Consider the following 12905-nt stretch of genomic DNA (forward strand, 5'->3'; position numbering starts at 1 on the left):
TAAATTAAAAACCAAATTTAAAAAATAACAATTATAAACATTAGCCTCAACATTTTACAATTAACATTTTATAATTCACAATTAAAAAGATGACCTTTTTTTCCAAAACACTTTCTCTGCTTTCTTTAATTTTTCTTCTTTCAAACTGCAATTCTTTTGCTCAGAAAAAAGACAATTATGCCGCTAAAATCGACAGTTTAATTCAAAATACTTCTCCCGTTTTTAATGGTGTAGTTCTGATTTCAAAAAATGGAAAAACATTATATTCTAAAGCTAAAGGCGTTTCAGACTTTGAAACCAAAAAACCTTTGAAAATAGACAGCCAATTTGAAATCATGTCCAACAGCAAATTGATAACGGCTATTTTGATTTTATTAGAAGTTGAAAAAGGAAAAGTGGAATTGAATGCGCCAATAAAAAAATACTTGCCTGAACTTACTCAAAGTTGGGGCGATTCTGTTACGGTTCATCAACTTTTAAATCACACACATGGAATTGTTGATATACAGAAACCTTTGGCTTTTAAACCCGGAACGCATTTTGGATATGGGAATTTAAGTTATACACTTCTAACGAAAATTATTGAGGTTACTTCTAAAAAAAGCTATACCGAAATGGCTAACGCTCTTTTTAAAAAGCTAAAAATGAAGGATACCTATTGTTATTCGAAAGATAAAAATCAAAATTTAGTTACTGGATATATAAATTCCGATGGAACTTTTGAAAAAGTAACTCAAACACTGATCACGCCACAGAATTTAGGTGCTGACGGCGTTGTTTCAACCGTCAATGATCTTGCAATTTGGAACAATAATCTTCATAAGGGAAAAATTCTAAAACCAGAAACTTATAAGTCGATACTTCATTACAATATCACTTCACAACATAATTTGTTCGGAAAAGAATATGAGGGTTATGGTTACGGAATTAGAATTATCGAAAAAGAAGCCGTGAAATATATTGGCCATACAGGTTTAGGAGACGGATTTTCTTCTATAAATTTGTATTTCCCCGAAAGCGACATCAGTCTGGTTATCATAGAAAATCAAATGAGCAAAAATGCTGATTTATTTTATGCATCCGAATTTAAAATAAAAAATATTCTTTTGAAAAGTGATTTATTAAAATAAAAACGAATTCAAATGGCTAAAAATAAAACAAACGAAACAGAAAGCAGTGTTACCGATTTTATCAATCCAATTGATGATGAAGTAAAAAGAAATGACGCTTTTGAACTTGTAAAAATCATGCAGAAAACTAGCGGTTTTGAGGCTAAAATGTGGGGACCAAGTATTATTGGTTTTGGAAGTTACCATTACAAATATGCAAGCGGACATGAAGGCGACGCACCTTTAGCTGCATTTTCACCACGAAAAGCTGCTATTTCGCTTTATCTCCACTTGCCTTCTGAAGACAGAGAGGAACTTCTTTCAAAACTCGGAAAACATAAATCGGCTAAAGGCTGTGTTTATGTTAAAAAACTGGCTGATATTGATGTTGAAATTCTTAAAAAAATGGTTTCGATTTCAGTAAAAGAATTACAAAAACAATATCCTTCTAACTAAAAAAATATGATTCTTACTCTATTTCTTCTTTTAACAGCCGTTGCAATCTATTTTGCCTATCATCCGAGATTCGGAAAAAGACCCGCTGGCGAAAGATTGGCATTAATACAAAAATCACCTCAGTACAAAAACGGAAAATTTGAAAACCAAAGCTTTACACCTGAACTTGCAGAAGGTTATGGCTATTTTGATGTTTTAAAGGAGTTTTTCTTTAAAAAAGTGGACCGTAAAATTCCGACTGATGTTATTCCGTCAATAAAAACCAATTTGCATGAAATTCCGTTAGAACAGGACATTCTGGTTTGGTTTGGGCATTCGTCTTATTACATTCAGCTTGAAGGAAAACGCTTTTTAATTGATCCTGTTTTCAGTGGCAATGCCTCTCCTATTTACGGCACCACAAAAGCATTTAAAGGAACTGATATTTACACCGCCGACGATATTCCTGAAATTGATTATTTATTGATGACACACGATCATTATGATCATTTGGATTATGCTACAATTATGGCGCTGAAACCAAAAATAAAAAAAGTAATTACAGCACTTGGAGTTGGTTCGCATTTTGAATTTTGGAAATTTCCGACTGAAATTATAATCGAAAAAGACTGGCATGAAAAAATAGAACTCGATCAAAATTTAACGCTTTATACCACCCCGTCAAGGCATTTTTCGGGCAGAAGTATTAAACGATGCAACACGCTCTGGACTTCTTTTGTTTTAGAAACCAAAGATTTTAAAATGTATTTGGGCGGCGACAGCGGTTACGATTCGCATTATGCCACAATTGGCGAGAAATTTGGACCTTTTGATATTGCATTGATTGACAATGGTCAATATAATCCAGCCTGGAAATACATTCATAATTTGCCTGAAGATGTGATAAAAGCAATGAAAGACTTAAAAGCAAAAAGAGTCTTTCCGGTTCATTCGTCTAAATTTGCTCTAGCGCTTCATCCTTGGGACGAACCTCTAAAAAAAATAACCGAATTAAATGCGAATTCAGAAAACCCGATTCCGTTAATTACACCTAAAATTGGTGAAATAGTAGAATTGAAAAATGAAAATCAGAAATTTGAACAATGGTGGAAAGGGGTTAATTAATTATTAATTGTAAATGGTTAATTGTTAATTGAAAACTTGAAACAAAAAAATGTCACCCTGAGCGAAGTCGAAGGGCGCCCCTATTGGAACGTGGGCTTCGACTTCGCTCAGCCTGACAACGCATACAAAACCTGAAACCTGAAACAAAAAAATGAACAATTATAACATTCGAAACGCAAACCCTTCTGAATTTGAAGAAATTGGAAAAATTCTAATTAACGTTTATTCAAAATTAGAAGGTTTTCCGAAAGAAGAGGAACAACCCAATTATTATAAAATGCTGGCTAATATTGGCGATTTTACAAAACATCCTGAAACTGAACTTTTAGTTGCTGTTGATGAAAATAATACCATTTTAGGAGCAGTGGTTTATTTTAATGATATGCAATATTACGGTTCTGGCGGCACTGCAACACAAGAAAAAGGTTCTGCTGGTTTTCGTCTTTTGGGTGTCGATTCTCAAGCTAGAGGAAAAGGAATTGGAAAACTTTTGACTTTAGAATGTATTAAAAAAGCAACAGACAATAAACGAAAACAACTCATTATTCATTCCACTTTAGCCATGAAGACAGCTTGGAAAATGTATGAAAATATTGGTTTCAAACGATCTGAAGATCTAGATTTTATGCAAGGAGAACTTCCTGTCTTCGGGTTTAGATACCAATTGATTTCATAAAAAAAATGAGACATTCCTTCTTTTGTCACCCTGAGCGATCCCGAAGCTTCGGGAGAAGGGCGCTCCAATTGGAACGTGGGCTTCGACTTCGCTCAGCCTGACAAAACGAGCAAAACCTGAAACATTAAACCTGAAACAAAAAACAAAACCTTGAAACTAAAATTAACCATTATAGCATTTGCCTTTCTGGCAACTTTAAATATTTCTGCCCAAAATACTTATGTTTTTTTGGGCTCTTATAATCGTGATAAAGCTGCCGAGGCCATTCAGGTTTATCAGCTGGATACCTTAAACGGAAAATTAACCAAAACAGCTTCAGCAAAAAACATTATTAATCCGTCTTATTTGACCGTTTCGCCAAATGGAAAATATGTTTATGCCTGCACCGATACAAAAACACCAAATGCAGGAAGCATCAGCAGTTTTGAATTTAATCCCGAAAATAAAAGTTTGACTTTTTTAAACAGCCAAAGAAGCGGTGGAGAAAATCCCGTTTATGTAACGGTTCATAAAAGCGGTAAATGGGTTGCTAATGCTAATTATACAGAAGGAAGCGTTTCCGTTTTTCCGATTTTAGAAAACGGAAAAATAGACTCGATTGCGCAGAATTTTCAATATATGGACGGAAGTATTCATAAAGAAAGACAGACACGTTCGCATGTTCATTCGGCTGTATTTTCGCCTCAATTTGATTATTTATTTTTACCCGATTTAGGTGCCGATAAAATACGTTGTTACGCATTCGACGAAAATCAGAAAAAACCTTTGATCGAAGCAAAAAATCCATTCACAAAAACAGATTTAGAAGCCGGGCCGAGACATTTTACTTTTCATCCAAATCAAAAATTTGGATATTGCATTGAAGAAATGGCGGGTCAAATAAGTGTTTACCAATATGAAAATGGCATTTTAAATAAAATCCAGCGTATTGCTACACATCCAGACAAAATAAAAGAGGGTTTTGAAAGTTCAGACATTCATATTTCGCCTGACGGAAAATTTCTATACGCCACAAATCGAGGAAAAGAAAATAATATTGCCATTTTTTCTATTGACGAAAATGGGCTTTTAAAAAACATTGGATACCAATCTACTTTAGGAAAACATCCGCGAGTTTTTGCCATTGATGAAAGCGGAAAATTTTTAATTGCTTCAAATGTCAACACCGGAAATGTAGTTGTTTTTAAAAGAAATTCAAAAACGGGACTTCTTAAAAAAGTGGGGAAAGAAGTGAAAATGGAAAACGTTTCTTGTGTTCAGGTTAAACGGATTTAGCATTATCAACGATTATAAGCTTTATTTTTTGTCATTCCGAGGAACGAGGAATCTCCGTAAGTAACTCCGTATAGAAATGCGAACAATCTTTGTCGAGCTACTTGTGGAGATTCCTCGTTCCTCGGAATGACAAACTGTATTTTATTCACCACTAAACAACCAAAAAATTATGTCAACAAATAGTTTCAATTTACAGCCAGATTGCTTAGAAAACGAAATCACAAAATTAATTCCATTAGAAGAAAAACATTTCGAAGCATTATTTGAAGCTGCTTCCGATCCTTTGATTTGGGAACAGAATCCTGTAAAAGATCGATATCAAAAAGAAGGTTTTAAAACTTTTTTTGATATCATAATTACAAAAAGTCCATTCTTAATTCTTGATAAACAAACCAATGAAATAATGGGAACAACGAGTTTTTACGACTATAATCCGGAAAAATCAAGCGTTGGAATTGGCTACACTTTTATTACAAGAAAATATTGGGGCGGTCCTTATAATAAGTCAAACAAAAAATTATTAATCGATTATGCTTTTCAGCATGTTGACTCGGTACTTTTTCATGTTGGAGCAGAAAATTTCCGTTCTCAAAAAGCCGTTTTAAAACTTGGAGCAGAAAAAATCAATGATATAATGTTTAACATTAATGGAGTCGAAGTACCTTATTTTGAATACGAACTTCGTAAATTGTGAATTGTGAATTGTGAATTGTGAATTGTAAAATGTAAAAAATATTACAACAACTAACAATTTACATTTTACTTCTAACATGTAACGTAAAATAAATGAAAAGAATAACCGTTTTCTGCGGATCCAGTTTTGGTACCGAAGAAATTTATAAAGAACAAGCCACTTTGCTGGGAAAAACTCTAGCAAAGGAAAATATTGAATTAGTTTATGGCGGCGCAAACGTAGGTTTAATGGGCGCTGTCGCTGATGGTGCATTAAGTGAAAACGGAACCGTAATTGGGGTTCTTCCAAATTTTCTACGATCTAAAGAAATTGCACATCATGGCTTAACCGAATTAATTTTGGTCGAAAGCATGCACGAACGAAAAACCAAAATGAATGATTTATGTGATGGCGTTATCGCGCTTCCAGGAGGTTTTGGCACTTTAGAAGAACTTTTCGAAATGCTTACCTGGGCACAATTAGGTCTTCATAAAAAACCAATTGCAGTTTTAAATATTAACGGATTTTATGATTCGCTTGTTCAATTGACCGAAACAATGGTTGAAAAAGGTTTACTGAAAGACGCCAATCAGAAAATGCTTTTAGTAAGTAACAACATTGAAGATTTACTAAATAAAATGAAAAATTACGTACCGCCAACAGTTGGAAAATGGATTGATCAGAAAGAGTTATGAGTTTAGTGTCAAGGGTTATATGTTAAGTTTTAGAAGTAAAAAAATAGAGCTATATTTACATTTACTCATAACCTATACTTATAACTTCTAACTTTCAATAAAATGAAAACAGAAAACAACAAATTCGCAAAAGCAGAAATGCTGATTAGAAAGCCTGTTTCAGAAGTTTTTCAGGCTTTTGCAGATCCCGAAATCACAAGTAAATTCTGGTTTACAAAAGGTTCAGGAAAACTAGAAGAAAACCAGAAAACAGAATGGACTTGGGAAATGTATGGTTTTTCGCTTACAGTTACAACATTGGTTTTACACGAAAATAAAAAGATTGTCATTGAATGGGGAAATCCTGATGAAATCACTTTAGTGGAATGGGTTTTTACTCCGCTGAATGAAAATGAGACTTTTGTGAGCATAACAAATTCAGGCTTAAAAGGAGATTCAGATAAAATAATCGATCAGGTACGTAATTCAACAGAAGGTTTTACGTTAGTTTTAGCCGGCGCAAAAGCGTATTTAGAACATAAATTACAGCTGAATTTAGTATTAGACAGATTTCCGAAAGGTTTAGCTTAATTTTTGTTTCAAGTTTTTTTAGTTTCACATTTCATGTTCTGCTTGAAACCTAAAACTTGAACTTAAAACAAAAAAACATCAGCTGTGTCACCCTGAGCGAAGTCGAAGGGCATTCCAATTGGAACGTGGGCTTCGACTTCGCTCAGCCTGACAAATGTGAACAAAACCTGAAATTTGAAATAACATGGAACTTAAAAAACCCGAAAATATAGACGAATACATTGGCGGCTTCCCAAATGATGTTCAGGAAATTTTGGAGAAAGTGAGAATGACGATCCAGAAAGCCGCGCCAGATGCTAAAGAAAAAATCAGTTATTCGATGCCTGCTTTTGAGCAAAACGGAATTGTAGTTTATTTTGCTGCTTTTAAAAACCATATTGGGCTTTATGCTTTGCCTAGCGGACATGAAACTTTTAAAGATGAACTTTCAAAATATAAATCAGGCAAAGGTTCTGTTCAATTTCCACTAAAAGATAAAATGCCTTATGATTTAATCACTAAAATTGTAAAATTTCGAGTGAAAGAAAATCTGGAAAAAGCCAAAAAGAAATAATTTAAATGAATTTAACCGAACACTACAATAAACTTTATAAAACCTCCTCTGAAGCTATTTCGGCAGGAAAATATGCAATTGATTCAGAGATTAAAAATGAATCTGATTCCCGCTTCGGAATAACTCTTTTAATTCGCCCAAGCGATGAAATAAAAGCGAATATGCAGCTTTTTATCAATGAATTAAAAAAGGCCGAACCAGAGCAATATTATTATCCTGATTCAGATATTCATATTACGGTGATGTCAATTATTTCCTGTTCGGAGGAATTTCAATTGAATCAGATTGCGCCAAATGATTATATTCAGTTAATCTGCAAAAGCATGGTTGATGCTGATAAAATTAAAATTCATTTCAAGGGAATTACCGCTTCATCTTCTGCACTTATGATTCAAGGTTTTCCGACGGATGACACTTTAGATAATTTTAGAAATAAACTTCGAGAGAATTTCAAAAACTCAAATTTACAGCAAAGTATCGACAGCCGTTATACTATTTCGACGGCACATTCAACGATTATGCGTTTTCAGGAACCACTTCATGATCCGAAAAAATTAATCGAAATTGCAGACAAATTTCGTGATTATGATTTTGGAGAATTTGATGTAAAAAGCTTAGAATTGGTTTATAATGACTGGTATCAGCGTAAAAAAACTACTCGTGTTTTGGGGAATTTTGGCTTGAGATAATCTTACTTTTTAAACGTTCCAAAATGCCATAAAACTCCAGACGGATCGTGAAGAAAACATTCACTTCCCCAATCTAAATGGCGTGTTGGCGTTAGTTTTACACCATATTTTTCTGTTAAGTTAAGCGCTAAAAGTTCGTTATAATATCTTTCTGCATCGTCAACTTCGAGGAAAATCATGGTGTTTTCAATCCATTCTTTTGCATAATAATCTTGCAGATAAAAGGCAGTTTCTCCACTTTTAAAAACCGAAAAATTGGATTCTAAAACAATTTCTTCAAATCCTAAATCACGATAAAAACTTCTTGATAATTCGAAGTCTTTGGATCCGATGAAGGGACGAATTGATTTGATTTTGTGATTCATTTTAATATCTTTTAAAAAATTATTTTTCGAACCCTAATTGTTTTCGTAAATCTAAATTCAAACTGTATTGTTCCTGAATTGGAATTATTTTTCGTGAATTCTTATTGATATCATTTCCTTCTGCAGTCCAGAGAAAAGGATAAAAATTAAAAACTTCATCGCATTTTAATTTTGAAACTTCTGTTCTCCAGTCCTTCCATCTGTTTCCTTCATAAAACTTATCTAAATCATTATTAAAACAAAATCCTAAAAATTCAGAATAAGTAATATCAAGCGGTTCATATTCAAGATTATCAGGAGAAAAATAATAAACTTTCCCAATATCAGTTCCTAGTCCGCCGCCGTTCAAAATGTAAAAACCGCCAATAGCATCATCAGCAATTAATAAAAATGGAGGCTTTTCACCAAATTCATTAAACGATTTTCCTTTGTTCCAATCTGAAAGCGTACGATTAAATTTTGAATTTCCTGAACCTAAAATCCGAATCCACCCGTCATCAATTAAAAGTCCTCCTGTATTAAAAATAACTGCTCCCATTGACGAACGCGTTGTAACCTGAGTTTTATACAATACATCTTTGGCCTTTATTTGATCAACAGGCAAAATCTCAACTTTATTTTTTGCTGTTTTAATCCAATCTTGCACCAGCGTCCAGCCTGGATCTTTTGTATCAATTAGTTCTTCTGTCTTTTTCATTTTGTTTTGTGCTGTAACGGCAAAACTTAAAAATGCTAATACAATAATTAAGGGAAATTTTGATTTCATTTATTCTAATGCAAATAATTTTTATCCTAGTTTTTCTTCAAAATACTTCCCAAACCTCTACCAATCTGTTCAATTGCTTCCAGACTTTTGGTCAAAGGTGATGCGGTAAAATCTTCGTAGGCATCCATCGAACTTTCTTTTCTATCATCTTGCGGATAAACCAAGATAATATTATTTTCACTGAATGATTTCTCAAATTTCTGCGGCAATCTTTCAAAAATAGACTGATAAGAAACAGAACCTTTTCTGGATAAATTGAAAACAATTAAATCGGTTTGTTTTATTTCATCTGAAATGGATTCGAAATTATCCCATTCAATTACACTTTTGAAGCCGAATTTTGCATTTAATCTCAAAGTATTCGCAATTCCTTGGATAGTTTGATGCGTTTTATAATCGGCATAAAGCACAATCGGAATGCTTAATTCCTGTGATAATCTGCAGATTTTCTGGAGCAAAAGATGAAAACCAATTCCTCTTTCAGAAAATGGCGGACAAATAAAAACCAGTCTTTTTTCTTCTACAAAATTCGTCGGAAAACGGCAGATGAATAAGCTTTTATCTACATTATTGATAATCGAATCAACATTTTCTCCAAAAATTTTATCCAGAAATCCTGTCTTTTTCGGCCATCCAATAATAACAATATCCGACATGATTTCTTTAGAAGTTCTGGCGATTCCGCTTGCAGGATTATGATCAATTCTGGCAATCGTATTTATTTTTACTTCTGAAGCCGAACCTTGAATAACAAATTTATCAACCGCTTTTCGATACTTTAAAATATTTTTTTCGGCCTGATCATTATTCGGAACAATCGTTAATAAAGTAACCGGATTTGATGATTTTTTATCTTTAATCAAAAGTGCAAAATCAAGCAAACTCGCCGTCGCCGAAGTTTTTGCCAGCGGAATTAAAATATGCTCGTCTAAAATTTGATCATGGTTAGCATCTTCATGCGCAATTTCTTCCTCGCATATTGCAATTTTTTTAGCTGCTTTTTCGGTTGCGAAAGAAGCCACAATACAGGTAATCAAAATTAGAATAATAGTTCCGTTTAAGATGTTTTCGTCTAAAATCTTAGCTTTATAACCCACTAAAATTACGGCCAAAGTTGCTGCGGCGTGCGCACTGCTTAATCCAAAAATAAGCTGTCTTTCTGTTCTGGTATATTTAAAAACGATCTGCGTAAAAAAAGCCGCTGTCCATTTTCCAAAAATGGCAACAATACTTAGCGTTGCAGCAACAATTAAGGCGGTTGGTCCGCTTAAAATTACGCTTACATCAACCAACATTCCAACAGAAATCAAGAAAAACGGAATAAATAATGAATTCCCGATAAATTCAATTCGGTTCATCAAAGCAGACGAATGCGGAATTAAAGGATTTAACGCCAAACCAGCAACGAAAGCACCAATTATAGGCTCTACTCCTGCTACTTCGGCCAAAAAGGCAGCGAAGAAAACTACCGAAAGTACAAAAATATAATGTGCGTGTTTTTCACTTTCTAATTTCTTGAAAAACCATTTGGCGATTCTCGGAATCACTAAAAACATAATCGCCGAAAATATAGCTAATGAAACGGTTAATTTTATCCAAAAAGCCTGATTTAGACTTCCCTGACTGCTTCCCATAATAACGGCCAAAATAATTAAAACTGCAGTATCAGTCAAAATTGTTCCTCCTACAGTAATCGCAACTGCTTGATTTTTGGCAATTCCTAATTTACTGACAATTGGATAGGCAACTAAAGTATGCGTTGCAAACATACTTGCCGTTAAAAAACTGGCATTGAATTCATAATGAAGCAAATAATAACAAACCGGAAAACCTATTGAAAGCGGAATAATAAAGGTAAAAAATCCGAATAATAAACTCTTGTTTCTATTGGCTTTGAATTCATTCATATCGAGTTCAAGCCCAGCAATAAACATAATATACAAAAGCCCAATAGTTGAAAATAAAGTAACTGCCGAATTTTTTTCTAAAAGATGCAGACCATGCGGCCCAATAATAACCCCCGAAATAATCAAACCAATAATCCCCGGAATATTAATCTTTTTTAATAAAATTGGAGACAGCAGAATTATAAAAAGTATTAAAGAAAAAATCAATACTGGATTAGTGAGCGGTAATTCGAATTCGTGTAAAAAATGCCTGAAAAATTCTATCATATTGTAATTTTATGCTTTGTGGTATTGTAATCGTAAAAGACATTTTCAGAATTCAAAAAGAGATTCTTTTAAGTAATTTTTAATTATACCAAACAATTTAAGCTGTTTTAGTGTAAGGCTCTCTACAAAAATACCGAAAAAACACTAACTTTCTACGTAAACTGCATATTAAGCAATTAAATTTATTTTGTTGCCAAATTATTAATATTTAATACCTTTTTTAATAAAAATGCAACATTAACAATCAAAAGCGAATCATCGTTGCGTTATTCAATTATCTTTGTAGTAACAAAAATGAAACAATGGAAGAATGTATCTCTGTTTTTGATATGCTTAAAATTGGTGTTGGACCTTCATCCTCACATACTTTGGGTCCCTGGAGGGCCGCAGAACGCTTTTTAGAAGAGTTAAAAAGCGAATCTATTTTAGATCAAATCAAACGTGTAAAAGTCGATTTATACGGCTCGCTTTCGTTAACCGGAAAAGGGCACGCTACAGATTTGGCCGTTATGCTGGGTTTGAGCGGACAGGATCCTGAATATATTCCGGTTGATGATATTGACGGAATTATTAAAACTATTGAAACCAAAAATGAAATTATTTTGGCAAATCAATACACGATTCCATTTTATTTTCTTCAGGATATTGTTTTCAATAAAGACTTTCTGCCCTTTCATGCCAATGGCTTAAAATTTACAGCTTATAAAAATGATGATTCTGAATATGAATCGACTTTTTATTCGATTGGCGGTGGTTTTGTCGTAAAAGAAGAACGTGAAAATGCCAAAATAAAAGAGGTCATAAAATGTGCTTTTCCGTTCCCGATTCAAAATGCTGTTGAGCTTTTGAATTATACGATTTCTGAAAACAAATCGATTTCTGAAATTGTTTATGAAAATGAAAAATCAATGCGTTCTGAAGAAGAAATTCATTCCGAATTAATGCGCATTTGGAATACGATGCTGGAATGTATGTACATTGGATGTCATTCTGAAGGAATTCTTCCCGGCGGACTTCATGTTCGAAGAAGAGCTTTTGATATGCATCAAAATTTAATTGGTTTATCAAATTATTCTGATCCACAGTCTTGGCTGGAAGAAATCAGAAAAACCGAAGTTAAATTTCGCCAGATTTTAAAATGGGTAAGCTGTTTTGCATTAGCCGTTAATGAAGTAAATGCTTCTTTAGGAAGAGTTGTTACGGCTCCTACAAACGGAAGTGCGGGTGTAATTCCGGCCGTTTTAATGTATTATCTGGTAATTGAAAACCATAATGCAGGCGAAAAAGAAATCAAACAATTTTTGATGGTTGCCGGAGAAATTGGAAGTATCTTTAAAAAAGGATCTACGATCTCTGCTGCAATGGGAGGCTGTCAGGCTGAAATCGGGGTTTCGTCATCAATGGCAGCAGCAGCACTTTGTGAATTAATGGGCGGTTCTCCTGCTCAGGTTTTAATGGCTGCCGAAATTGCAATGGAACACCATCTAGGTTTAACCTGCGATCCTATTGGCGGTTTGGTTCAGATTCCGTGTATCGAAAGAAATACTATGGGCGCAATAAAAGCTATAAATGCTGCAGAATTAGCCCTTGAAACCGATTCTAAAAACGCGAAAGTACCTTTAGACAAAGTGATCAACACCATGTGGCAGACGGCTAAAGACATGAATTCTAAATACAAAGAAACCTCTGAAGGCGGATTAGCAATTGCGGTAAATATGGCCGATTGTTAGAATATATTACTTAATTTTGCAAGCTTAAAATCACGTTTTAAAGACAGATACTGTTTTTAAAATCATTATA

At 33.8% G+C, this 12905-nt stretch carries 14 protein-coding genes; 11 read left to right on the top strand and 3 right to left on the bottom strand.

Features of this window, described 5'->3' with window-relative positions:
- Positions 1-89 precede the first annotated feature (89 nt).
- The 10 genes from GKZ88_RS07935 to GKZ88_RS07980 all read left to right on the top strand — a co-directional run bounded on the left by GKZ88_RS07935 (position 90) and on the right by GKZ88_RS07980 (position 7800).
- Positions 90-1130, top strand: a complete 1041-nt coding sequence (locus GKZ88_RS07935; RefSeq protein WP_155101847.1) for a serine hydrolase domain-containing protein — start codon at positions 90-92, stop codon at positions 1128-1130.
- Positions 1131-1142: 12 nt separating this feature from the next.
- On the top strand, positions 1143-1565 hold the full coding sequence (locus tag GKZ88_RS07940) for a DUF1801 domain-containing protein (protein ID WP_155101848.1): 423 nt from the start codon (positions 1143-1145) through the stop codon (positions 1563-1565).
- Between the two features lie 6 nt (positions 1566-1571).
- A complete protein-coding gene (locus GKZ88_RS07945; RefSeq protein WP_155101849.1) occupies positions 1572-2669 on the top strand; it encodes an MBL fold metallo-hydrolase in 1098 nt (365 codons plus the stop codon).
- A gap of 151 nt (positions 2670-2820) precedes the next feature.
- Complete coding sequence (locus GKZ88_RS07950) at positions 2821-3345, top strand: GNAT family N-acetyltransferase (RefSeq protein ID WP_155101850.1); 525 nt, start codon at positions 2821-2823, stop codon at positions 3343-3345.
- A gap of 150 nt (positions 3346-3495) precedes the next feature.
- Complete coding sequence (locus GKZ88_RS07955; RefSeq protein ID WP_155101851.1) at positions 3496-4620, top strand: lactonase family protein; 1125 nt, start codon at positions 3496-3498, stop codon at positions 4618-4620.
- Between the two features lie 169 nt (positions 4621-4789).
- A complete protein-coding gene (locus tag GKZ88_RS07960) occupies positions 4790-5314 on the top strand; it encodes a GNAT family N-acetyltransferase (RefSeq protein ID WP_155101852.1) in 525 nt (174 codons plus the stop codon).
- A 92-nt stretch (positions 5315-5406) separates the two neighbouring features.
- Complete coding sequence (locus GKZ88_RS07965; RefSeq protein WP_155101853.1) at positions 5407-5988, top strand: TIGR00730 family Rossman fold protein; 582 nt, start codon at positions 5407-5409, stop codon at positions 5986-5988.
- Between the two features lie 102 nt (positions 5989-6090).
- Positions 6091-6558: an SRPBCC family protein gene (locus tag GKZ88_RS07970; RefSeq protein WP_155101854.1), complete on the top strand. Its 468-nt coding sequence runs from the start codon at positions 6091-6093 to the stop codon at positions 6556-6558.
- Between the two features lie 184 nt (positions 6559-6742).
- Positions 6743-7111 (top strand): DUF1801 domain-containing protein, encoded by a 369-nt coding sequence (locus GKZ88_RS07975; protein WP_155101855.1) that lies wholly within the window; start codon positions 6743-6745, stop codon positions 7109-7111.
- A gap of 5 nt (positions 7112-7116) precedes the next feature.
- Entirely contained in the window at positions 7117-7800 is a 684-nt protein-coding gene (locus GKZ88_RS07980) for a 2'-5' RNA ligase family protein (protein ID WP_155101856.1), read from the top strand.
- A gap of 2 nt (positions 7801-7802) precedes the next feature.
- On the opposite strand, the gene GKZ88_RS07985 is transcribed toward GKZ88_RS07980, so the two are convergent.
- Genes GKZ88_RS07985 through GKZ88_RS07995 form a run of 3 tightly spaced genes read right to left on the bottom strand, consistent with a single transcriptional unit; the run spans position 7803 to position 11105 of the window.
- Complete coding sequence (locus GKZ88_RS07985; RefSeq protein ID WP_155101857.1) at positions 7803-8165, bottom strand: VOC family protein; 363 nt, start codon at positions 8163-8165, stop codon at positions 7803-7805.
- Positions 8166-8184: 19 nt separating this feature from the next.
- A complete protein-coding gene (locus tag GKZ88_RS07990) occupies positions 8185-8931 on the bottom strand; it encodes a DUF2625 domain-containing protein (protein WP_196216456.1) in 747 nt (248 codons plus the stop codon).
- A gap of 26 nt (positions 8932-8957) precedes the next feature.
- On the bottom strand, positions 8958-11105 hold the full coding sequence (locus tag GKZ88_RS07995) for a cation:proton antiporter (protein WP_155101858.1): 2148 nt from the start codon (positions 11103-11105) through the stop codon (positions 8958-8960).
- Between the two features lie 302 nt (positions 11106-11407).
- Between GKZ88_RS07995 and GKZ88_RS08000 the strand changes: the two genes are divergently transcribed.
- On the top strand, positions 11408-12835 hold the full coding sequence (locus tag GKZ88_RS08000; protein WP_155101859.1) for an L-serine ammonia-lyase: 1428 nt from the start codon (positions 11408-11410) through the stop codon (positions 12833-12835).
- Positions 12836-12905: the final 70 nt, after the last annotated feature.

Source organism: Flavobacterium sp. LC2016-01, assembly GCF_009711135.1.
Classification (GTDB): Bacteria; Bacteroidota; Bacteroidia; order Flavobacteriales; family Flavobacteriaceae; genus Flavobacterium.

Bases quoted from the DNA above. Each gene is read 5' to 3' on its own strand.
- GKZ88_RS07935 (WP_155101847.1), top strand. From the start codon at position 90: ATGACCTTTTTTTCCAAAACACTTTCTCTGCTTTCTTTAATTTTTCTT.
- GKZ88_RS07940 (WP_155101848.1), top strand. From the start codon at position 1,143: ATGGCTAAAAATAAAACAAACGAAACAGAAAGCAGTGTTACCGATTTT.
- GKZ88_RS07945 (WP_155101849.1), top strand. From the start codon at position 1,572: ATGATTCTTACTCTATTTCTTCTTTTAACAGCCGTTGCAATCTATTTT.
- GKZ88_RS07950 (WP_155101850.1), top strand. From the start codon at position 2,821: ATGAACAATTATAACATTCGAAACGCAAACCCTTCTGAATTTGAAGAA.
- GKZ88_RS07960 (WP_155101852.1), top strand. From the start codon at position 4,790: ATGTCAACAAATAGTTTCAATTTACAGCCAGATTGCTTAGAAAACGAA.
- GKZ88_RS07965 (WP_155101853.1), top strand. From the start codon at position 5,407: ATGAAAAGAATAACCGTTTTCTGCGGATCCAGTTTTGGTACCGAAGAA.
- GKZ88_RS07970 (WP_155101854.1), top strand. From the start codon at position 6,091: ATGAAAACAGAAAACAACAAATTCGCAAAAGCAGAAATGCTGATTAGA.
- GKZ88_RS07975 (WP_155101855.1), top strand. From the start codon at position 6,743: ATGGAACTTAAAAAACCCGAAAATATAGACGAATACATTGGCGGCTTC.
- GKZ88_RS07980 (WP_155101856.1), top strand. From the start codon at position 7,117: ATGAATTTAACCGAACACTACAATAAACTTTATAAAACCTCCTCTGAA.
- GKZ88_RS07985 (WP_155101857.1), bottom strand. From the start codon at position 8,165: ATGAATCACAAAATCAAATCAATTCGTCCCTTCATCGGATCCAAAGAC.
- GKZ88_RS07990 (WP_196216456.1), bottom strand. From the start codon at position 8,931: ATGAAATCAAAATTTCCCTTAATTATTGTATTAGCATTTTTAAGTTTT.
- GKZ88_RS07995 (WP_155101858.1), bottom strand. From the start codon at position 11,105: ATGATAGAATTTTTCAGGCATTTTTTACACGAATTCGAATTACCGCTC.
- GKZ88_RS08000 (WP_155101859.1), top strand. From the start codon at position 11,408: ATGGAAGAATGTATCTCTGTTTTTGATATGCTTAAAATTGGTGTTGGA.